Origin of the sequence: Agromyces sp. PvR057, from assembly GCF_040547485.1 — a bacterium.
GTDB lineage: Bacteria > Actinomycetota > Actinomycetes > Actinomycetales > Microbacteriaceae > Agromyces.
In genome coordinates, this window is the sequence record NZ_JBEPPT010000003.1 from 240,340 (window position 1) to 261,779 (window position 21,440).

Consider the following 21,440-nt stretch of genomic DNA (forward strand, 5'->3'; position numbering starts at 1 on the left):
CACGGCAGGGCGCAGTGCGAAGGTGGACGCATGGCGCCGTCAGCTCCAGCCGATGCATCCACCGACCTCAGCACCGACGTGCTCATCGTCGGCGCAGGTCCGAGCGGGCTCATGCTCGCCGTCTGCCTCGCCCGGCTCGGGGTCGACGCGATCGTGGTCGACGGCAAGGCCGGCCCCACCAGGGAGTCCCGTGCGCTCGTGGTGCAAGCCAGGTCGATGGAGCTCTACGACCAGCTCGGCCTCGTCGATCGCGTGCTCGCGAACCGCTCGCCCGCCACGAGACTGATCCCTGGCGTCGGTCGACGCGAACTCGGTCGCGTGGACCTCGCGCTGGCCGGACGCGACGTCACGCCGTACTCCGAGATCACGGTGTTCGAGCAGTCCGCCAATGAACGGCTGCTCATCGAGGCGCTCGGCGGGCTCGGGCGTGAGGTGCGGTGGGGGCATCGCCTCGATCGGCTCCTGATCGAGGGGCCGGCGGAGGGCCGGCCCGCGGCATCCGTCCTGGCCACGCTGTCGACGGGCGGCGATGACCGCGACGGCGCCGTCACCGTGCGCGCCCGCTACTGCGTCGGTGCCGACGGCGCGCGTTCGACGGTGCGGCGCGAGCTCGAGATCCCGTTCGACGGGGCCACCAATGCGTTCACGTTCACGCTCGCCGACGCGATCGGCATGCGAGGCCTCGAGGCCCAGGCCATCAACGTGCGCGTGACCGAACGCCACCTCATGCTGGGCTTCGGCATGGGCGGCGACCGCGCGCCTCATCGGCGTCGTGCGCGACGACGACCTCGGCGCCGACGGCGAGGCATCCGAAGCCGAGTCGCGCGCGGTGTTCCGTCGCGAGTTCGGCGTCGAGTACGACGAGTCCGCGTGGTTCACGACCTACCGGCTGCACCACCGGCTCGCGGCGCGCTTCCGCGAGGGGCCGTGCTTCCTCGTCGGTGATGCGGCGCACATCCACTCGCCCGTCGGCGGCCAGGGCATGAACACCGGCCTGCAGGACGCGCACAACCTTGCATGCGCCTTCGCCGACGTGCTCGTCGACGGCATGCCGGAGTCGCGGCTCGAGCGCTACGAGGCCGAGCGCCGGCCGGTCGGCAAGACCCTCGTCGAGACGACCGACCGCCTGTTCGGGCTCGTGACGAGCGACTCGCGCCGGGCCCGGTTCGTGCGGTCGCGCGTGATCCCGGCGATCGGCCGGGCCGCCGTGCGGCTGATCCCGCGTCTCGTGGGGTTGCCGCGCGCATTCGGGTTCGTCTCGCAGACGCGCATCCGCTATCGGATGCCGGATGTCGCGGGCGCGACGTCCCCGGCCCGAGACGACGGCCTGCTCGGCATCCGCCTGCCCTGGACGGGCGCCAACTTCGACGTGCTCCGCTCGATGCGCTGGCAGCTGCACGGCTACGGCGTGCCCGAGCGCTCGGTGCGGCGCATCGCGGGTGAGCTCGGGGTCGACGGCCACGTGTTCGACGCGGACCCGCACGGGCGCCTGCGCCGTGACCGGGTCTACCTCGTGCGGCGCGATGGCTTCATCGTGGCCGAGGTGCCGTCGCCTGGGACGGGTGCCGCACTCGCCGCAGCGCGGGCTCGCATCGCCGGGTGAGCACCCCGCGGCATCCGTGCGCTCGACGGCGGCGAGCCCGCGATCGGGTACGTCACTGCCCGCGAGCGGCCCTCGCTCGCGCCTTGATCGCGACGATGACGTCGGTCTTGGCGTCGGCGTAGTCGTTCATGTCGTCCCACCGCCTGCTGAGCAGGGCGCGCTTGGTGTCCTCGTAGAGGGCGCGGTCGTCGGCGTCGGAGCGGAGATGGTCGCGGAGGAGGAGGAGGTACTCGTCCACGGCGGGGTCGCCGCGCTCGAAGAGGTGCACGTGGACGTCGCGTTCCGGGGTGCGCACGAGGCGATGCCCGGGTTCGCGAACCCGCAGTTCATATCCGGCGGCCAGGAGGGGGTCGAGGTAGTCCTCCTCGGCGGTGATGTCGTCGACCGTGACCACGATGTCGATGATCGGCTTGGCCGCCAGCCCCGGAACGGACGTGGAGCCGATGTGCTCGATGTCGACGTCCGCGGGCGCCAGCGCATCCTGGATGCGCCGCCGGTGATCGAGGTACCTGCCGGGCCACCGCTCATCGGCGGGGTGCAGCTCGATCGCGAGCGCCTCCGGACCGCCGACGAGGTCGAGGGTCGTGACGTCGGGTCGTCGCGGTGTTCGAGGTCGGCTCACCCGGACATTCTCGCAGCGCACCTCGGCAGAACACGGACGACGGTATCGCGCACGACGGCAGCGGGCGATGATGGATCCATGCCCGCTGCCCACCGCCCCGGTCTCCGGGTCGACGCCGGACTCACGATCCCCGAGTCCGAGCTGTCGTGGCGGTTCTCGCGGTCGTCGGGCCCCGGCGGGCAGGGCGTGAACACGGCCGACTCCCGAGTCGAGCTCGTCTGGGATGTCGCCGGCTCCGCCGTGCTCGCTCCGCTCCAGCGGGAGCGGATCCTCGAGCGGTTGAGCGGTCGCCTGGTCGACGGAGTGCTGACGATCGCGGCATCCGAGCACCGTGCGCAGTTGCGCAACCGGGATGCTGCGCGCGCTCGACTGGCCGACCTCGTGGCCGACGCCTTGCGGCCGCCCTCGCCGTCTCGACGAGCGACGCGACCGAGCCGCGGCTCCAAGGAGCGTCGTCTCGACGCCAAGAAGCGGCGCACCGACGTCAAGCGACTGCGTCGCCCGCCGCACGACTGACGGAAGCGGACTCAGGCGGCTCGAGGGGTGAGCTGCAGGACGGGGATCCGGCGATCGGTCTTCTCGAGGTAACCCCCGAACTGCGCCTCCTCGGCCACGATCGCGTCGTACGCCTCCCGCCACTCGTCGGCCGGGATCTCGGTCGCCGTCACCGGCACCGTCACGATCTCGCCGTCGACGAGTGCCTCGATGTCGAACGACGGGTTCGCCCGCAGGTTGTGGTACCAGGCGGGGTTCTCCGGCGTGCCGCCCTTCGACGCCACCACGCGCCATCCGTGCTCGTTGCGGAAGCCGACGACCGGATTCAGGTGCGTCGCGCCCGACTTCGCCCCGATCGAGTGCAGGATGACCAGCTTCGGACCCCAGTAGTTCTCGGTGCCCTTGCTGCTGCGGAACTTCTCTATGACATCGTCATTCCAACCCATACAGGCGACAACGCAGGGGCGGCCCGGAATCTTCCGGCACCTCGCGGATCAGCTCGCCCGGCGGTAGCGGATGTGCGTGGACAGCGGCGAATGCAGCACCTCGACGGGCTCGAACCCGAAGGACTCGACGCCGTCGAAGATCCGCTCGCCCGATCCGAGCAGGACCGGGGCGATGTCGAGTGTGAGCTCGTCGATGACCCCGGCGACGAGCGCCTGGCGCACCGTCGAGGCGCCGCCAGCGATGTCGACGCCGGCGTCGCCGGCCACCTCGAGCGCTCGCGCGTAAGCGGCGTCGAAGCCGTCGGTGACGAAGAAGAAGGTCGTTCCGCCCTCCATCTCGATCGGCTCGTGGGCGTGATGGGTGAGCACGAACACCGGTGCGTGATAGGGCGGTTCAGCGCCCCACCATCCGCGCCAGTCCTCCTCCCATTCGCCCCGGATCGGCCCGAACATGTTGCGGCCCATCACATAGGCGCCGCGCGGACGCATCAGCCAGCCGGCGGCGACCTCGTCGGCCTCGGTGGCGCGCTCGTCGCCGATGTGCCAGCCGTGGAGCTCGATGCCGCGCTTGCCGAGGGGGTTCTCGCGACTCTGCTCGGGCCCGGCGACGAACCCGTCGAGCGAGATCGACATGTGGCAGGTGGTGTTCGGCATTCATGACCCTTTCGAACGGCGATGCCGACCGCGACGGCGACGGCGGGAGAGGACGTGGTCCGAAATCTACTCGGGCCGATGGTGGACGGAAAGCGTCTCGGGTGCCACGGTGGCATGCGTCGGTGGCATGCATCGTCGTCGCCGTCAGTCGAGCGGGTGGCGGAGATAGCGCTCGGGGGCGTCGAGGTAGGGGACTCCGTGGCCCTGGTCGTATGCCGGGACGACTGGTGACTGCGACATCTGCACGCGGCCAGTGTTCCAGCAGCGGCAGACATCCGAGACGAAGGGCCGGCCCGCGAGCGGGGTCGGGCGCTAGCATCGCCGCAGGCCGGGCGGCCGCCTCGACCGGCGATCGATGCCGGCGATCGAAACGGACCGCGATAGTCGGGTGCGAGCCGAGGTCGTCGAGCAGGCTCGAGGGAGAAGGGGGAAACCGTGATCGCAGTGCTCAACCGACTCGTCGAGTTCATCGAGGATCACCTCACCGAGGAGATCGACATCGCGGGCCTGGCGAGCAGCCTCGGCACCACGGAGTACCACCTGCGGCGGATGTTCTCGTCGCTGGCGGGCATGCCGTTGTCCGAGTACGTCCGGCGGCGCCGCATGGCCGTCGCCGCAGCCGACGTGCTCGGCGATGGCGACCTGCTGGGCATCGCGGTCCGGTTCGGCTACGGCTCGACCGAGGCGTTCAACCGGGCCTTCCGCTCGGTGCACGGCGTCAGCCCGGCGGACGTCCGCCGGGACGGCGGCCCCCTTCGCACGCAACCACAGCTCAGGTTCCGCCTGACCGTCGAAGGGAACACCACCATGGACACGCGCATCGCCGATCGACCGGCCTTCCGGCTCATCGGCCACTCCGCCCGCGTTCCGCTCATCCACGAGGGGGCCAATCCGCACATCCAGGCGTTCATCGCCTCACTCCCCGTCGCCGAGCACGCTCGCCTGAAGGCGCTGGGCGACACCGAGCCGGCCGGGCTCCTGCAGGTGAGCGCCGACGTGGATCCCGATTACTCCGAGGGCAGCGAGCTGACCTACCTCCACGGCGTCGCCGTCGGCGAGTCGACGGCGGTTCCCGGCGACCTCGACGCGATCGAGGTGCCGGCCGGCAGCTGGGCGGTCTTCCGCACCGAGGGCCCCTACCCGGCGGCCCTGCAGTCCATGTGGGCCGCGACCGCGACCGACTGGTTCCCCTCGAACCCGTGGCGACTGCGGCACGGGCCGTCGATCGTCGCGGTGCTCGAGCGCGCCGAGGACTTCAGCACCGCGACCTGCGAGTTGTGGATGCCGGTGGAACGCGCCTAGCGCCGGTGCGCCCGGCGATGCCGCTCGGCACCACCCGGTCAGGCGTCGCCGTCGAACTCGCGTCGCAGGTACTTCGGGGCCTGCACGCGCCAGGCGTCGGTCACGAGCTCGGCGAGGTGCTCGAGGTCGATGCCGGCCATGCGGAACGCGACCTTCGGCTCGCCCCATGGCGTCGTGGTTCGCAGGAACACGTCGGGCGCCATCTGCACGAGGGCGAGCGCGTCGACCGGGTCGGCGACCTTCACGCCGACCACGAGCTCGGTCGCGACGATCTCGCGCACGTCGTCGGGGATGCTCGGCCACGGGTGGCACTCCCACGCGTAGAGCTTGCCGCGCACGAACCACGCCACGCCGCCCGTCGTCGCCCGCTCCTCGCTGCCGGGGAGCTCGTCGGCGGTGCGGCGGAGGTCGTCGAGTGAGGCCACGATGCGAGCCTAGGCCGCACGACCGACAGGCCTGATCCGGGCGCCCGCCCGCGGCATCCGAGCCCCGGAATTGCACGTATCTTCGAACGGTGACCCACGAGACCCCGACCGCGATGACGGATGCCGCGCTCAGCCGCCGCAGGCTCACGGGCGCCGCGACGCAGGTCGGCACCGAGGTGTCGATCAATTTCGGGTCCTCGCTCGCGGGCCTCGTGATCCCGGTCGTCGGGTCGTTCGTGGTCGTCGCCGTGCGCCAGCTCGTGATGCTCGTCGCGGTGCTGCCGTTCTACCGGCCGAAGCGCGCCGAGCTCACGTGGTCGCGGCTGTGGCCGGCGCTCGCGCTGGGGGTCGTGCTCGCCGTCATGAACGTCGTGTTCTACGAGTCCGTGCACATCCTCGGCCTCGGCATCGCCGCGACGATCGAGTTCCTCGGCCCGCTGGCCATCGCGCTCGCGACCTCGCGACGGTGGCTCGACGCGGTGTGCGCGGTCGCGGCGGGCGCCGGCGTGGTCCTGCTCATCGGCCCCGGGTCGTCGGATGCCGCGGCCATCGACCCGTGGGGCGTCGCGCTCGCGCTGACGGCGGCGGCGACCTGGGCGCTGTACATCCTCCTCACGCGCCGCGTCGCGGTCGGACTGCCGGGGCTCGAGGGCCTCACGGTCGCGAGCATCGTGAGCCTCGTGCTGCTGGTGCCGTTCGCGGTCGCGACGTTCGACCCGGCCGTCATCGACTGGGGCGTGGTGCTCCTGCTGCTCGGCGTCGGCGTACTGTCGTCGGCACTGCCGTACAGCCTCGACACGTTCATCCTGCGGCGCATCTCGCCACGGCTGTACTCGATCATCACGAGCTTCGGCCCGGTGATCGCCGCGATCTTCGGCTGGCTGGTGCTCGGCGAGACGTTCTCGCCCGTCGAGGTGCTCGCCATCGCGATCGTCTGCGGCGCCGCGGGCACGGCCATCGCGACGCAGCGCGAGCGGCCGAAGTCCGACCTCGAGCAGACCGCCGAGGGCATGGCCTGACCCCGCGACACCCGGCTCGGGCTCGGTGCGTTCAGCCGCGTGCGGCGTGCCGGCGGCTCACCCACCGGTCGTACTCGGCCCAGGGGTCGTCGACGCCGATCGCGAGGGCCTCGACGTGCTCGAGGAGCGCCGGATGCCGCGCGAACCACTCCGTGCCCGCGAACCGGTGCTCGGCGAACTGCACGTGCCGACGCTGCTCGAGCCGGCGCCCGCCCGGCTCGAAGGCGAGCACCTGCTCGTGGGGGATCGCCGCGAGCCGCTGCCGCGGGTTCGCCGAGGTGCCGATCTTGACCTGGTCGCGATAGCGCACGTAGTAGACGACCTCGACGCGCACGGGCGACAGCTCGCCGTCGGGGGCGTCGCCCAGCCGCCACTCGCAGTCGGCGCAGAGCCACCCGGACGGGTAGTGCACGCCCACGCGGCATCCGCAGGCCGGGCACGGATGCGGCGCGAGGTCGGTGACGCCGACCTCGGCGGCGACCACGTCGTACGCCTCGATCAGGTGCCGCGCGCAGAGGCGCAGGGTGGCCGCCGCGACGGGTGCGCCGCATGCCGTGCCGGACGGCTCGAGGAGCCCGCACGTCGTGCCCGCGGCATCCGCTCGATCCATGCCTGCAGGCTACGTCGCCCCACCCACAGCGCAGTCGGGGCGCCACCGGATCGCCGCCGCACCTCTGCCCCCCACCGCGTCACCGGCCCACGGTAGGCTCGATCTCCGACCGAACGGGCGGTCGATGCGACGTTCGAAAGCGAGGCGGGCGGCATGGCGTGGTGGGGCAAGCGCAAGCGTCGACGGTTCAAGCCGTTCGACCGCAGCGCCCTGCCAGAGGCCGAGCCGCTCACGTTCGAAGAGACGTACAACGAGGGCCTGCTCGTCGCCGAGGCGGCCGGGCGCATGGCCCTGAAGAACCGCATCATCGTGCGCGCGCTGCGCGGCGACGAGCCGTTCGACGCCGATCGGGCGTCGGCCGAGGCGCGCGAGGTGCTGCGGGAGCTCATCCAGGAGTTCGACCAGGTCGCCGAGTGGGCCGAGACCGAGCGCGAGACCGCGGCACGGCGCGAAGGCCGGTCGGCGCACCAGCACGACTACCACCGCGCCGACTCGTGGAACCTGCGCCTGCGCGAACGCGTCAACGAGGCCGTCGCGCAACGACTCGGCGAGCTGCGCAACGACAGCGAGTACCTGGCCGCGTTCGCCGAGCGCGCGCGGCTGGAGGCGTGGGGCGAACTCTCCGAGGCGATCGAGCAGCGCCTCGCGCGCGACTGGCCCGACATCGAGATCGACGAGGCCTACATCGCCGAGCGCGAGAACCGCATGGCGGGCGTCGCGTTCGACCTGCTCAAGGACCTCGACGAGGTGCGGCAGCGGCGCGAGGAGCGCGACGCGCTCGACGACGCGTTCGGCGGTTGGTAGCGGGCGGGTCGCCTGGCGCACCCGACTGGTCGCCCGGTCTCGGCGCGGACCGGTCTGCACCGCGTCGCCGGCCCGGAGTAGCCTCGCGCGCATGAGCATCGACGACGGCCTCGTGGTCGCGACCATCACCACCTCGCTCGACGGCTTCGTGGCGGGGCCGAACCAGTCGCTCGAGGATCCGCTCGGCGAACGCGGCGAAGAGCTGCACGAGTGGCTCTTCAGCGCGACCGAGCCCGCGAGCGCGGACGTCACCGGCGAGATCCTCGGCGGCGCGGCGGTCATCCAGGGGCGCAACATGTTCGGGCCGATCCGCGGCGAGTGGCCGGATGACGCGTGGAAGGGCTGGTGGGGCGACGATCCGCCGTACCATGCGCCGGTCTTCGTGCTCACGCACCACCCGCGCGAACCCGTGGAGATGCTCGGCGGCACCACGTTCCACTTCGTCACGGGCGGCATCGAGGCGGCGCTCGAACGGGCACGCGCGGTTGCCGGCGGAGGGCGGATCTCGGTCGCGGGCGGCGCGAGCACGATCCGCCAGTTCCTCACGGCCGGGCTGCTCGACCGGCTCATCCTCAGCATCGCGCCGATCACGCTGGGGGCGGGCGAGCGGCTGTTCGACGGCGTCGAGCTCGGCGGCGAGTCCGGCATCCGCCTGACGCCCGTGCAGGTGTTCGAGAACGCGGCCGCCACGCACGTGGTCTACGACGTCGGGCGCTGACCTCGTCGAGGGGCGGATGCCGCGGCATCCGCTCGCCGGACGGCCGACCGCGGCATCCGATTCAGGAGATCGCACGCAGCTCAGGACGAACGCCGCCGGATCGGCCTGAGCAGCGTTCGAACGCCTGACGCGGGCGTCAGCAGCCCGGGGCAGTGTCGCCCCGCCGCGACGCCGAGGCCGACCCGCGGACTACTCGCCGCTCGGGTGCGCCCCGGCCCGGTCGATGACCCACGCGTAGGCGAACGCGCGCTCGCGCCAGGCCGAGTACCGGCCCGAGACGCCGCCGTGCCCGGCCGCCATCTCGATCTTCAGCAGCGGGTCGGCCCCGACCTCGCGGAGCTTCGCGACCCACTTGGCGGGCTCCACGTAGAGCACGCGCGTGTCGTTCAGCGACGTGACCGCGAGGATCGGCGGGTAGTGCGTCTCGTGCACGTTCTCGATGGGGGAGTACGACTTCATGTAGTGGTACACCTCCTCGTCGTCGAGCGGGTTGCCCCACTCGTCCCACTCGATGACCGTGAGCGGCAGCGACGGGTCGAGGATCGAGGTCAGCGGGTCGACGAACGGCACCTCGGCGAGGATGCCAGAGAAGTACTTGGGCGCGAGGTTCGCCACGGCGCCCATGAGCAGTCCGCCGGCGCTGCCGCCCTGCGCGACGAGCCGGTCGGGCGAGGTGATCTCCTCGTCGATGAGGTGCCTGGCGGCCGCCACGAAGTCGGTGAACGTGTTGCGCTTCTGGAGCTTCTTGCCGTGCTCGTACCAGAGCCGGCCCATCTCGCCGCCGCCGCGCACGTGGGCGATCGCGAAGACCATGCCGCGGTCGAGCAGCGAGAGGCGGGGAATGGCGAAGCCGGGGTCCATGGATGCCTCGTACGAGCCGTACCCGTAGAGGAGCGTCGGCGCGGGCTCGCCGAGGTTCACGAGGTCGTGGCGGTAGACGAGCGAGATCGGGATCTTGGTGCCGTCCTTGGCCGTGGCCCACTCGCGGCGCTGCGCGTAGCGGGTCGCGTCGTAGTCGCCGAGCACGGGCTGGCGCTTGCGCAGGCGGCGCTCGCCGGTCGCGATGACGAGGTCGAACACGGTGGACGGCGTCACGAAGCTCGTGTAGCCGAGGCGCAGCACGGGCTGGTCCCACGACGGGTTGCCGCGCAGGCCGACCGCGAAGAGCGCCTCGTCGAAGGCGAGCTCGTGCAGCGTGTCGTCGGGGGTCGCGTCGGCAGGAAGTCCGGCGGGCGGCAGCTTGGCGATGGCGACCCGCGACAGCCCGTCGCGGCGGTACTCGAGCGCCACGAAGTCGCGGAACGCGTCGACGCCCTCGAGGCGCACGCCCTCGCTGTGCGGCAGCAGCATGCGGCGCGGCCCCTCGGGGTCCGATGCCGAGACGCTCACGAGCTCGAAGTTCACGGCGCCGTCGTTGTGCACGATGAGCAGGCGGTCCTTGCCGCCCGCCACGACGTGCTCGACGTCGTACTCGACGCCCTCCTTGCGCGGCCAGACGACGCGGAACTCGCCGGTCGGGTCGCCGGCGTCGAGCAGGCGCGTCTCGCTCGTGATGTTCGAGCCGGCCTCGATCACGAGGTAGCGGCGGCTGCGCGTGAGCCCGACGCCGAGCCAGTAGCGCTCGTCTGGCTCGTGGAAGACCTTCACGTCGTCGGATGCGGCCGTGCCGACCTCGTGGCGCCAGACCGTGTCGGGCCGCCACGACTCGTCGACGGTCGCGTAGAAGACGTACCGGCCCGACGGGTCGAACACCGCCCCGCCGGCCGTGCCCTCGATGACGTCGTCGATCGTGCGTTCGGCGTCGTCGAGCGCACGCAGGCGCAGCGTGTAGCGCTCGTCGCCCTCGAGGTCGGTGCCGTAGAGCAGCGTCGCGCCGTCGGCGGTGATGTCGAAGCTGCCGAGCGAGTAGAACTCGTGGCCATCGGCCTCGACGTTGTCGTCGAGGAGCACCTGCTCGCCGGGCAGGCCAGCGGTGGCGGTGGCAGGCTCGCCCGCGGCATCCGTCGCCTCGAGCACGGGCGGCTCCCAGTCGTCGGGGCCGGCGATCGGCGCCCGGCAGTGGATGCCGTACTGCTGCCCTTCGACCGTGCGCGTGTAGTACCACCAGTCGCCCTCGCGGGTCGGCACCGAGAGGTCGGTCTCCTTGGTGCGCGCCCGGATCTCCTCGAAGAGCTGCTCCTGCAGCAGCGAGAGGTGCTCGGTGCGCGCGTTCGTGTACGCGTTCTCCTCGTGCAGGTGGGCGAGGACCTCGGGGTCCTCCTTGGCGCGGAGCCATTCGTAGTCGTCGACCACGGTGTCGCCGTGGTGCGTGCGTTCGATGGGGCGCTTCGGAGTCTTCGGCGGAGTCAGCACGGGCTCAACGCTACGCGCATCCCTTCGACGTGCCCAGCGGATGCCGGTGGCGGGCGCATGGCCGAGCGTGCCGAGTGCGCGTCACCCGGGAGTCGGCGTGGTGAGGAATCCCAACTTGCATTCGCGCTGAGTAAGGCTAGCCTTAGCTCATCCCACCCACCGTGCTTCCTTGGAGACATCCGTGCTCGCCACCTACCTGATCGGCCTTCGCGAGGGCCTCGAGGCGGGCCTCGTCGTCGGCATCCTGGTCGCCTACCTCGCGAAGCTCGGCCGCCGCGACCTGCTCGGCCGGCTGTGGATCGGCATCGGCCTCGCGATCGCGCTGGCGCTCGGCATCGGCGCCGTGCTCACGTGGGGGCCGTACGCGATGACGTTCCAGGCCCAGGAGATCCTCGGCGGGGTGCTCTCCATCGTCGCCGTGGCCATGGTCACGTGGATGACGTTCTGGATGGGATCGCACGGCGCGAGCCTCTCGAAGGAGCTGCGCAGCCAGGTGGATGCCGCGGTCGACCGCTCGTGGTTCGCGCTCGTGCTGCTCGGGGCGATCTCGGTCGGCCGCGAGGGCATCGAGACGGCGCTCTTCGTGTGGGCCAACGCGGCCGGAGGCAGCGACCCGCTGCTCGCGACGCTCGGCGCCGTGCTCGGCATCCTCACGGCCATCGTCATCTCGTGGGGCATCTCGCGCGGCCTCGTGCACTTCAACGTCGGCCGCTTCTTCACGTGGACCGGCCTGTTCCTGATCCTCGTCGCGGCCGGTGTGCTCGCCTACGGCGTCGGCGACCTGCAGGAGGCCTCGGTGATTCCCGGCTGGGGCACGCCCGCCTACAGCCTCGTCGGCGTGATCCCCCCGGGCAGCTGGTACGGCACCGTGCTCGCCGGCATCTTCAACTTCACGCCCGAGCCCACGTGGGCGCAGGTCATCGCCTGGGTCGCGTACGTCGCGATCACCGTGCCGCTGTACCTGCGGATGCTGCGCCGCCGCAGCCGGGCGCGCGCCGCCGCCGCGGCACCCGCCGCAGCATCCGCCCGCGCCGCATCAGCCGTCGCACCCGCGTCACCCGCAGTCGATTCCCGCCGCACCGAGCCCGCTGCGGCCGACGCGACCTGACCGGTCCGCGGCATCCGCACCCCCAACTCCACCCAGATCAGGAGCATCAATGACCCGACGTGTCCTCGCGGCCTCCGCCGCCGCGACCGTGTTCGCGCTCGCCCTCTCGGGCTGCGTCGCGAAGGCCGACCTCGCCGACGCGATCTCGGTCGCCATCACCGATGACGCCTGCGACGTGGCGGTCGACACCGCCACGGCCGGCACCGTGACGTTCGCCCTCGAGAACACCGGCTCCGACGTGAACGAGTTCGAGATCCTCGCCGACGACCAGCTGCGCATCGTGGGCGAGAAGGAGAACGTCACGCCGGGTCAGAAGGTCGACTTCGTCGCGCAGCTCGAGCCCGGCGACTACTACACGGCCTGCAAGTTCCAGCAGGTGGGCGCGCCCGTTGGCCTCGCGGCCTTCACGGTGACGGGCGAGGCATCCGAGGTCTCGGCCGACGAGCAGGAGCTCAGCGACCGGGCCGTGACCGAGTACCTCGCCTACGTGCGCTCGCAGACGTCCGAGCTGCTGCCGCTCGTCGAGCAGCTGGCCGCCGCCTACGCGGCCGGTGACGACGAGGCCGCCCGTGCGCTCTTCGCGACGGCCCGCGTGCCCTACGAGCGCATCGAACCCACGGCCGAGGCGTTCGGCGACCTCGACCCGAAGATCGACTTCCGCGAGGTCGACGCCGTGGCCGACGGCATCGACTGGACCGGATTCCACCGCATCGAGAAGGACCTCTGGCCGCCGGCGCCCGGCGACCTGAACTCCGACGGCACGGACGCGTTCCTCGACTGGGCGCCGTCGACCCCCGAGGAGCGCCAGGCCTACGCCGACGGCCTCGTCGAGAACGTCACCGAGCTGCACGGACTCGTGACCGCCGACGACTTCTCGGTCAGCCTCGCCGACATCTCGAACGGCGCCATCGCGCTGCTCGACGAGGTCGCCGCCGGCAAGATCACCGGTGAGGAGGACTGGTGGTCGGGCACCGACCTGTACGACTTCCAGGCCAACGTGCAGGGCGCCTACGTGGCGTTCGGCGCGGTGCGCGCGCTCGCCGAGTCCAAGGGCGACGAGGGCACCGAGCTCGCCGCCGAGATCGACGCGCAGTTCACGTCGCTGAACGAGGCGCTCGCCGCCTACGGCTCGCTCGACGAGGGCTTCGTGAACTACGCCGAGCTCACCGACGCCGACAAGAAGGCCCTGAGCGACCAGGTCAACGCCCTCGCCGAGCCGCTCTCCCAGCTGACGAGCACGATCCTCGGGGTCTGATGACCGAGGATTCCGCCGGTCGAGTAGGCCGCGACGAAGGAGCGTCCGTATCGAGACCCACCGTTCCCGGGTCTCGATACGGCGCTGGCGCGCCTCCTCGACCGGCGGAATCCGGGGTCAGCCGCCGCCACCTGCTCGGGCTGTTCGGCGCGGGCGCCGCGGGGGCCGCGGTCGGCGTCGCGGCGGGTGCCGCTGGGGTCGGAGTGGCGATGTCCACCGCTGCGGCGAACGCCGGCGGCGGGGACGTGGCATCCGCCTACCCCTTCTACGGCGAGCACCAGGCCGGCATCGTGACGCCCGCGCAGGACCGCCTGCACTTCGCCGCGTTCGACGTGTCGACCACGCTCGATCGCGACGGCCTCATCGGCCTGCTCCAGGACTGGACGGATGCCGCGGCGCGCCTCACGCAGGGCCTCGAGGTCGCCGAGGGCGGCGCGGTCGGCGGCTCCGACTACGCACCGCCCGCCGACACGGGCGAGGCGCTCGGCCTGCCCGCGAGCGGACTCACGATCACGTTCGGCTTCGGCCCGGGCCTGTTCGCCGATGCCGACGGCGTCGACCGCTTCGGCATCGCCGCCCGCCGCCCGGCGGAGCTCGCGGTGCTGCCCCGCTTCCAGGGCGACGCGCTGCAGCCCGAGCGCGGCGGCGGCGACCTCTGCATCCAGGCCTGCGCCGACGACCCGCAGGTCGCGGTGCACGCGATCCGCAACCTCAGTCGCATCGCGTTCGGCCGCGCGAGCCTGCGCTGGTCGCAGCTGGGGTTCGGCCGCACCTCCTCGACGTCGACGACCCAGGAGACGCCGCGCAACCTCTTCGGCTTCAAGGACGGCACGGCGAACATCAAGGCCGAGGAGACGGCGGATGTCACCGAGCAGGTGTGGGTCGGGGCATCCGACGGCCCTGCGTGGCTGGCCGGCGGCTCGTACCTCGTGGCCCGCCGCATCCGCATGATCATCGAGAACTGGGACCGCGTGCAGCTCGGCGAGCAGGAGACGCTCGTCGGTCGCTCGAAGGGGTCGGGTGCACCGCTGTCGGGCGGCACCGAGTTCACCGAGCCCGACTTCGAGGCCGAGGGGCCCACCGGCGCGCCGCTCATCGACACGGCGTCGCATGTGCGACTCGCGCATCCGACGGCCAACGGCGGCGTGCGCATGCTGCGCCGCGGCTACAACTTCGTCGACGGGAACGACGAGCTCGGCCGCCTCGACGCCGGCCTGTTCTTCCTCTCGTTCCAGCGCTCGCCCGAGCAGTTCATCACCGTGCAGCGCAGCCTCGCGGCCGACGGGCTCAACGAGTACCTCAAGCACGTCGGGTCGGCGATCTTCGCGGTTCCCGGCGGCATCCGCCCTGGCGAGTACGTGGGCCAGGCGCTCTTCGCCTGAGGTCGCTCAGACGGCGGCGAGCACCGCGGACCTGATCCGCTCGAGCGCGTCGGCGAGCTGCCGATCGCCGACGCCGGCATAGCCGAGCACGATGCCCGGCTGCCCGTCGCCCACGGCCGCCGAGTACTCGGCGAGCCTCGCGACCGCGATGCCCGCGGCATCCAACCGGCCGATGACGGACTCGACCGCGTCGTGGTGCGGCAGTCGGAGCACCGCGTGGAGTCCGCCGTCGAGGCCGCCGAGGTGCGTGCCCGGCAGGTCGCCGAGGGCCGCGATCACGAGCGCGCGTCGGTGCGCGTAGTCGCGTCGCGTCGCCGCGATGTGGCGACGCAGCGCACCGGTCGTGAGCAGGTTCGCGACCGCGAGCTGCACGATGCCTGGCACGGGCGACGGGCTCTCGAGACGCACCCGCGCGACGGCTGCGCGCAGCGCCTCGTCGCGGGGGAGCACCGCGTAGCCGAGTCGCAGCCACGGCGTGAGGATCTTCGAGAAGCTCCCGACGAGCACGACGCGGCGGTTCTCGCGCCGGGCTCCCGCGTCGGGTGCGTCGTCCGCATGCCCCCTGCCTGCGGCATCCGTCGTCTCCGTCGCGTCGGTCGCCTGCGCGGCCGAGCCGTCGAGCGAGGCGAGCGTGGGCATCGGCGGACCGACATGGCGGAACTCGCTGTCGTAGTCGTCCTCGATGACGACGGCGCCCGTTCGGCGTGCGTGCTCGAGCAGCTCGAGCCTCGCCGCGACCGGCAGCCGGCCGCCGAGCGGGTACTGATGGCTCGGCGTCACGAGGATCGCGTCGGCCGGCCGCGGCATCCGTCGCAGCAGGTCGACGCGCAGGCCGTCGTCGCCGACCTCGACGGGCACGAGCTCGGCGCCCGCGCGCGCGAGCATCCGGCGGGCGTTCGGATAGCCGGGATCCTCGACGGCCACGAGCGGCCTGGCGCCGAGGCGATCGCCCAGCGCCGTGCCGATGAGGGCGGTCGCCTCGCTCGTTCCCGCCGTGACGACGATGTCGTCCGGCTCGCAGGCGAACCCCCGCGCGTGCCGCACGTGGTCGGCGATCGCGGCACGCAGCACGGGCTCGCCGAACCGCGGCGGATCGTCGCTCGGGACCTCGGCCGCCGCCGCCCGCCGCCAGGCCGAGCGCCACGCCCGTTCGTCGATGCGGGCGGTCGAGGGGCGGCCGGGCAGCAGGTCGATGCGCGGGGGAACTGCGGCGCTCGGCGCGGGCCGGGCCGGTGCGGCGGCGCCGGGTCCGGCCGACCCGCGGCCCGCCCCCTCGGCGCGCGCGTCGGCCGGTTCGACCCGGGTGGAGGATGCCGCGGTCGGGCGCCGGCGCGCGGCATCCGCCTCGGTGCCGGTCGTGCCGCCCCCTGCCGTGCCGCGCTCGGATCCGCCGCCGCCGGCGTCGCCCAGCTGGGCGACGAGCGTCGGCGCGCCCTGCCGCAGCTCGACGTAGCCCTCGCCGGCGAGTTGCTCGTAGGCGCTGACGACCGAACTGCGGGCCGTGCCGAGCTCGGCGGCCAGCACGCGCGTGGAGGCGACGCGGTCGCCGGGCTGCAGCGTTCCGGTGAGGATCGCGTCGCGCATCGCGTCGACGATCTGTGCGACGACCGGTCGGTCGTCGAGGCGGTCGATGACGAGCAGCGGGCCGTCCATGGGCGTCTCCATCCGAACAACTGGTCTGTCCAGTGTTGCACGAACTGGACTGCGTGCAAGTCCAGTATTCGTCGAGACTGGGGCCATGACGATCTCCGAGGCCACTGCCGCACCGACCTCCGGCGCGCCCGCCGCCGCCCCCGCGCCCGTCGCACCGACCTCGGGCGCACCGACGCCCGCGCGCCGCATCCGCCGACTCTCGGAACGCCAGGTCGTCGACCGGGCCGCGGTCGACGCGCTGCTCGACGAGGAGCTCGTCGGTCACCTCACCGCGGTCGTCGACGGCATGCCGATCGTCGTGCCGATGGGGTTCGCGCGCGTCGGCGACGACGTGCTCGTGCACGGCTCGACCGGCGGCGGCTTCGCCCTGCGTGCGGCGGCCGAGAAGTCGACGGTCGCGTTCGCCGTCACGGCGCTCGACGGGCTCGTCTACGCCCGATCGCTCTTCGACAGCTCGATGAACTACCGCAGCGCCGTCGTCTACGGCGTGCTCGAGGCGGTCGCCGACGACGAGGCGGATGCCGCGCTCCTCGCGCTCTCCGAACGCCTCATGCCCGGCCGGCCGGCCGAGGTCCGCGCGACGATCCGCAAGGAGGTCGCCGCCACGCGCGTGCTTCGGCTCCGGCTCGACGACGTGGTCATGAAGGCCCGTGCCGCGGGCGTCTCCGAGGCGGTCGACGACGGCGAGGACCACTCGGTCTGGGCCGGCGTCGTGCCGCTCACCCGCACCTGGGGAACGCCGGAACGTTCGGCGCTGACGCCGGTGCAGACCCCGACCCCGGAGTCCGTGGTCGCTCTGACGACGCGGTCCGCCCCGGGTCGCAGACTGCCATGAGGCTCAGCGGAACCCTCGCTGGCCGAGCTTCGGAAGGAGGTGCGCCATGTCCATGTTCATGATCGTGCTCGCGGTTCTCGCGATCTCGGCGATCGCGTCGAGCATCGTCGATGTCGCCCGTGACGGCTACCGCCGCGTCCCGACCCTCCAGCACTGAGCCTCGCGAGCGCGGCCGGTCTCCATGCGGGCCGCGGCCGGGCTCACCCCGTCTTCGTCCAGTCGAGGTTGATGGCGTCGCCGATGTAGACGGCCTCGCCGTAGTCGTGGATCTGCGGGTTCATGCGCAGCAACTGCTGCTGCGGCAGGTCGAACCGCTGGGCGATGTCGAAGAAGCTGTCTCCGGCCACCACGACGTAGCTGATCGGCATGCCGGAACCGTCGACCGCCGGGGTGCCCATGGCGCCGTCGCGCGCACCCAGGTCGTAGGCGGGGCCCGGCTCGACGACCGGCGCAGGTGCGTTCGGCACGGGCGCGGGAGCCTCTGGCGCCGGGGCCTCCGCCACGGGCGGGGTGGTCGGCGTGGGCGTCGGGATCGGGGTCGGGGCGACCGTCTCGGTGACCGCAACGGTCACGGTTGCCGGCGCGGGTGCGGGCTGCGGCACGCAGCCGCTGAGCGCGAGCCCGGTTCCGATCACGAGGGCGCCGGCGGCCGAGGCGGCCGCGGCCGCGGTGAATGCCGGATGACGGCGCCCGCCCGTCGTACCTGACCCCACCCGTGCCTCCTCGTCGACGTGCCGAACGGCGCCCCGTCGTCGGGCGCGCCGTCACCCCCAGCCTCACGGAAACCCCTCTCCGGCGCAAGGCCCGAGGCACGGGGAGGCGGATGCCGCGCCCGAGGCGGATGTCGTCGGGTCATGGCAGCATGAACTGGTGACCACGTCTGCGCCGGCCATGATCGGCCGGGACGCCGATCTCTCGAGGCTCCTCACCGCCCTCGACGAGGTGCGAACCGGCGCGCCGTTCACCGTCATCATCGGCGGCGAGGCGGGCATCGGCAAGACCAGGCTGGTCCGCGAGTTCGCTCGTCGCGTCGGCGGCGATGCGCGCTTCGTGATCGGCCAGTGCGTCGACCTCGGCACCGTGGCCTCGCCGTACGCCCCCGTCAAGGCCGCGCTCCGCTCGCTCGTCTCCGACGAGGGCGTCGCACGCGTGCTCGAGGCCGTCGGGCCCGGCCGGGCGGCCCTCATCGCGCTGCTGCCCGAGCTCGCGGCATCCGCCGGTCTCGAGGGCGCCGACCTCGACGCGGCCCGTGCGGGTTCGGCCGGCGTCATCCGCGGCGACACCGCGACCAGCCAGTTGCACGAGGCGATCGCCGTGCTGCTCGAGACCCTCTCGCGCGACCAGCCCATCGTGTTCGTGCTCGAAGACCTCCACTGGATCGATGCGGCGAGCCTCGCGCTGCTGCGCTTCCTCATGCGCGCGCTCGGGTCGAGCCGCGTGCTCACCGTGCTCACGTACCGCAGCGAAGACGTGACCAGGGGCCATCCGGTTCGCGCGTTCCTCGCCGAGGCCGACCGCGACCGCTGGGTCGACCGCAGCGAGCTCGCCAGGCTCGCTCCCGCCGACGCCGAGGCGCTCGTCGCCTCACTCGTGCCGGCCGACTCAGCCCCCGACGCGAAGTCGGTCCAGACCATCGTGCGACGCAGCGACGGCGTGCCCTTCCTCATCGAGGAGCTCATCGGACTCGATGGCTGCCGCGACGACAGCGAGGTGCCCGAGACCCTCCGCGACCTGCTGCTCGCCCGCTACGAGGCGTTGTCCGAACCGGCCCAGCAACTGCTCCGGCTCATCTCCATCGGCGGCGTGCGGGTTCCGCACGCGCTGCTCGAGGCCGTGCACGACGGCGACGACGAGGGCATCGACGTCGCCGCGCGCGAGGCCGTGCTCGGCGGGGTGCTCACCATCGAGGGCGACGAGTACGCGTTCCGGCACGCCCTCGTGCGCGAGGCGATCCTCGCCGACCTGCTGCCGGGCGAACGCGCGCGCTTCCACGGGCGCTACGCGCTCGCCTACGAGAACGCGGCGCAGGGCACGCGGCGCGTGGCCGCCGAGATCTCGTTCCACTGGCTCGGCGCGAACGACGCCGCGCGCGCGTTCCCCGCGACGCTCAAGGCAATGGCCGAGGCCAGGGCCGCAGCGGCCTACGGCTCCGCGGCCCAGTTGGGCGAGCGGGCCATCGGCCTCTGGGACGTGGTGCCCGATCCTGCGACCACGGCGAAGATGAGCAAGCTCGAGCTCATGGGCCGCACCGCATCGCACCTGCGCAATGCCGGCGAGGGCGAGCGGGGCCTGGCCCTCGTGAGGGCGGCGCTCGAAGAGTGCCCGCGCGACGACCCCCAGTACCCGCGACTGCTGCGCGACGTCGGGCTCTACCTGGCCAACGTGGGCCGCCAGGGTTCCATCCCGATGCTCGAGCAGGCGCTCGAGGCCCTCGGTGCCGACGGCCACGACGAGCTCCGAACGACGGTGCTCATCGCGCTCTCCGGCCGCTTCATGATCGAATCCCGCCTCGACGAGGCGATCGAGATGTCCGACCGCGCCCTCACCGCGGCCGTGCGCCTCGGCAACCCCAGGTTCGCCTCCACCGCCACGAACATCTCGGGCATCAGCCGTGCGGCCGCGGGCGACGTGCAGGCCGGACTCGACCTGCTCGAGCGCGCCCGCGAACTCGCCGGCGACGACGGCCCCGCGCTGCTGCGCTACTGGGTGAACGCCTCAGACCTCTTCTACCTCATCGGCGACTTCGACGCGGCGATCCGGCTCGCCGAAGAGGGCCTCGAGCGGGCCCGCGAGCAGGGCGTCGAACGCAGCTCGGGCGTGATCCTCGCGTCGAACGCCGTCGACCCGCTGCTGGCCATCGGCGAGTGGCAGCGGGCCGAGCTGCTCACCGAGCGAGCCCTCGCACTCGATCCTCCGCTGCCGTTCACGGTCTACCTCAACCGGGCCCGCATGTGGACCGCGCTGTGGCGAGGCGAGGTCGATCGTGCGGCCGAGATGCACCGCGCGCTGCGCCCCTCGATGGCGCGCGTCATGGCTTCCGAGATGCAGACGCGGCTCGGGGTCGGCCGCGTCGCCGCCGAGATCGCCCTCGCGCAGGGCGACCCCCGCAGGGCCTGGGGCGAGGTGCGCATCCTCCTCGACCAGGAGCACACGCTGCCGCCCGGATACGCCCTCCCCTTCCTCTGGGTGGCTGCGCGCACCATCGCGGCCGTGCGCAACCGGCCAGCTGACGCCGACGACCTCACCAGAGAGGTCGAGGCCACCCTTCCTGTGCTCACCGCGATGCTCGAGCGCATGTCGTTCTGGCCGACGGCGCCGATCTGGCGGGCCTTCTTCGACGCCGAGCTGGCCGTCGTCACCGACGCACCCCCTGCCGCGGTCGGCGTTCCCGGCACCGACACCGCGGCGTGGCGAACGGCCGTCGAGCGCGCCGCAGACCCCGGCGCACAGCACTTCCTCTCCCCGTATGCGCGTCTTCGCCTCGGCGAGGCCGAGCTCGCGACCGGCGACCGCGCCGCCGCGCGTGCCGCGCTCCAGGCGGCCCACGAGCAGGCGCTCGACGGAGGCGTGACCGCCGTGACGCTCCAGGTCGTGCGGGTCGCCTCGTCCGCCGGTCTCGCGCTCGACGGGGTCGGCGGCGGCGCGGCCGTCCGAGCCGTCGTCGCGGGTCGTGCCGCGAACGCGCCAGGCGGCAGCGCCCGAGCGGCAGCCGCCGGGCCGGGCGCCGCCGGGTCTGGCATCGCCGAGTCGCCGACCGCCGACGCCGTCGAGGCGGCCGCCGCGGTCGGCGAGCTCACGGCCCGCGAACGCCAGGTGCTCGAGCTCATCGCCGAGGGGCTCAGCAACCGCCAGATCGGCGAACGCCTCTACATCAGCGGCAAGACGGCGAGCGTGCACGTCTCCGCGATCCTGCGCAAGCTCGGTGCCGCCACTCGCACCGAGGCCGCCTACCGCGCCGGGGTGCTGCGCTGACTCGTCGCGTGGTCGCCGCGCTGCGTGTCGTCGCGCCACGACCTTTCGTGCGTGTCACGGCGGTTTCGAACCGTGCCCGTTCCGTCGAAAGGTCGTGGGGCGGGCGCACAGGACGCCCGCCCGCGGCATCCGTAGCCCCAGACGCGCTGTGAACTCGCTGCACAAGGGTCGTTGACCTGGGTCAA

19 protein-coding genes and 1 pseudogene are annotated in these 21,440 nt (G+C 72.6%); 12 read left to right on the top strand and 8 right to left on the bottom strand.

What is annotated here, in order from left to right; all coding sequences use genetic code 11:
* Positions 1-111 precede the first annotated feature (111 nt).
* Positions 112-609 (top strand): annotated as a pseudogene (locus ABIC29_RS13775) (FAD-dependent monooxygenase); the annotation flags it as partial.
* Positions 610-772: 163 nt separating this feature from the next.
* The gene (locus tag ABIC29_RS13780; protein ID WP_354246179.1) at positions 773-1,603 is read left to right on the top strand and encodes an FAD-dependent monooxygenase; all 831 of its coding nucleotides are present in this window, start codon (positions 773-775) and stop codon (positions 1,601-1,603) included.
* A 52-nt stretch (positions 1,604-1,655) separates the two neighbouring features.
* On the opposite strand, the gene ABIC29_RS13785 is transcribed toward ABIC29_RS13780, so the two are convergent.
* Positions 1,656-2,225 carry a GrpB family protein gene (locus ABIC29_RS13785; protein ID WP_354246182.1) on the bottom strand — a complete coding sequence of 190 codons (570 nt, stop codon included), beginning with the start codon at positions 2,223-2,225 and terminating at the stop codon, positions 1,656-1,658.
* 78 nt (positions 2,226-2,303) lie between these two features.
* On the opposite strand from ABIC29_RS13785, the gene arfB reads away from it, so the two are divergent.
* On the top strand, positions 2,304-2,741 hold the full coding sequence (gene arfB / locus ABIC29_RS13790; protein WP_116080146.1) for an alternative ribosome rescue aminoacyl-tRNA hydrolase ArfB: 438 nt from the start codon (positions 2,304-2,306) through the stop codon (positions 2,739-2,741).
* An 11-nt stretch (positions 2,742-2,752) separates the two neighbouring features.
* Here the strand turns inward: arfB and ABIC29_RS13795 are convergent, their stop codons facing one another.
* Positions 2,753-3,166, bottom strand: coding sequence for a nitroreductase/quinone reductase family protein (locus ABIC29_RS13795; protein ID WP_116080147.1), 414 nt, complete (start codon positions 3,164-3,166; stop codon positions 2,753-2,755).
* Between the two features lie 48 nt (positions 3,167-3,214).
* Entirely contained in the window at positions 3,215-3,820 is a 606-nt protein-coding gene (locus tag ABIC29_RS13800) for a dihydrofolate reductase family protein (protein WP_116080148.1), read from the bottom strand.
* Between the two features lie 435 nt (positions 3,821-4,255).
* On the opposite strand from ABIC29_RS13800, the gene ABIC29_RS13805 reads away from it, so the two are divergent.
* Positions 4,256-5,122 (top strand): GyrI-like domain-containing protein, encoded by an 867-nt coding sequence (locus ABIC29_RS13805; RefSeq protein ID WP_116080150.1) that lies wholly within the window; start codon positions 4,256-4,258, stop codon positions 5,120-5,122.
* A 38-nt stretch (positions 5,123-5,160) separates the two neighbouring features.
* On the opposite strand, the gene ABIC29_RS13810 is transcribed toward ABIC29_RS13805, so the two are convergent.
* Positions 5,161-5,547: an MmcQ/YjbR family DNA-binding protein gene (locus ABIC29_RS13810; protein WP_116080151.1), complete on the bottom strand. Its 387-nt coding sequence runs from the start codon at positions 5,545-5,547 to the stop codon at positions 5,161-5,163.
* Positions 5,548-5,636: 89 nt separating this feature from the next.
* On the opposite strand from ABIC29_RS13810, the gene ABIC29_RS13815 reads away from it, so the two are divergent.
* Entirely contained in the window at positions 5,637-6,566 is a 930-nt protein-coding gene (locus ABIC29_RS13815; RefSeq protein ID WP_354246189.1) for an EamA family transporter, read from the top strand.
* 31 nt (positions 6,567-6,597) lie between these two features.
* On the opposite strand, the gene ABIC29_RS13820 is transcribed toward ABIC29_RS13815, so the two are convergent.
* Positions 6,598-7,176, bottom strand: coding sequence for a GIY-YIG nuclease family protein (locus tag ABIC29_RS13820; protein WP_354246192.1), 579 nt, complete (start codon positions 7,174-7,176; stop codon positions 6,598-6,600).
* A gap of 153 nt (positions 7,177-7,329) precedes the next feature.
* Between ABIC29_RS13820 and ABIC29_RS13825 the strand changes: the two genes are divergently transcribed.
* Positions 7,330-7,980, top strand: coding sequence for a hypothetical protein (locus ABIC29_RS13825; RefSeq protein WP_354246195.1), 651 nt, complete (start codon positions 7,330-7,332; stop codon positions 7,978-7,980).
* Positions 7,981-8,071: 91 nt separating this feature from the next.
* The gene (locus ABIC29_RS13830) at positions 8,072-8,698 is read left to right on the top strand and encodes a dihydrofolate reductase family protein (protein WP_116080152.1); all 627 of its coding nucleotides are present in this window, start codon (positions 8,072-8,074) and stop codon (positions 8,696-8,698) included.
* 189 nt (positions 8,699-8,887) lie between these two features.
* On the opposite strand, the gene ABIC29_RS13835 is transcribed toward ABIC29_RS13830, so the two are convergent.
* Positions 8,888-11,050 (bottom strand): S9 family peptidase, encoded by a 2,163-nt coding sequence (locus tag ABIC29_RS13835; protein ID WP_354246198.1) that lies wholly within the window; start codon positions 11,048-11,050, stop codon positions 8,888-8,890.
* A 169-nt stretch (positions 11,051-11,219) separates the two neighbouring features.
* Here ABIC29_RS13835 and efeU point away from each other — a divergent pair, with 169 nt between their 5' ends.
* From efeU to efeB, 3 genes are read left to right on the top strand one after another with little or no spacing between them, the layout of a single operon-like run.
* A complete protein-coding gene (gene efeU / locus ABIC29_RS13840) occupies positions 11,220-12,158 on the top strand; it encodes an iron uptake transporter permease EfeU (RefSeq protein ID WP_354246201.1) in 939 nt (312 codons plus the stop codon).
* Positions 12,159-12,207: 49 nt separating this feature from the next.
* Positions 12,208-13,413: an iron uptake system protein EfeO gene (gene efeO, locus ABIC29_RS13845; RefSeq protein WP_116080155.1), complete on the top strand. Its 1,206-nt coding sequence runs from the start codon at positions 12,208-12,210 to the stop codon at positions 13,411-13,413.
* The gene (gene efeB, locus ABIC29_RS13850; RefSeq protein ID WP_116080156.1) at positions 13,413-14,795 is read left to right on the top strand and encodes an iron uptake transporter deferrochelatase/peroxidase subunit; all 1,383 of its coding nucleotides are present in this window, start codon (positions 13,413-13,415) and stop codon (positions 14,793-14,795) included. The genes efeO and efeB overlap by 1 nt, the downstream gene beginning before the upstream one ends.
* Positions 14,796-14,801: 6 nt before the next feature.
* On the opposite strand, the gene ABIC29_RS13855 is transcribed toward efeB, so the two are convergent.
* Entirely contained in the window at positions 14,802-16,448 is a 1,647-nt protein-coding gene (locus ABIC29_RS13855; protein WP_354246203.1) for an aminotransferase-like domain-containing protein, read from the bottom strand.
* Positions 16,449-16,533: 85 nt separating this feature from the next.
* Between ABIC29_RS13855 and ABIC29_RS13860 the strand changes: the two genes are divergently transcribed.
* Entirely contained in the window at positions 16,534-17,283 is a 750-nt protein-coding gene (locus tag ABIC29_RS13860; protein WP_354246206.1) for a pyridoxamine 5'-phosphate oxidase family protein, read from the top strand.
* Positions 17,284-17,483: 200 nt separating this feature from the next.
* Here the strand turns inward: ABIC29_RS13860 and ABIC29_RS13865 are convergent, their stop codons facing one another.
* A complete protein-coding gene (locus tag ABIC29_RS13865; protein WP_354246209.1) occupies positions 17,484-17,996 on the bottom strand; it encodes a LysM peptidoglycan-binding domain-containing protein in 513 nt (170 codons plus the stop codon).
* 157 nt (positions 17,997-18,153) lie between these two features.
* Between ABIC29_RS13865 and ABIC29_RS13870 the strand changes: the two genes are divergently transcribed.
* Entirely contained in the window at positions 18,154-21,255 is a 3,102-nt protein-coding gene (locus tag ABIC29_RS13870; protein WP_354246211.1) for a helix-turn-helix transcriptional regulator, read from the top strand.
* Positions 21,256-21,440: the final 185 nt, after the last annotated feature.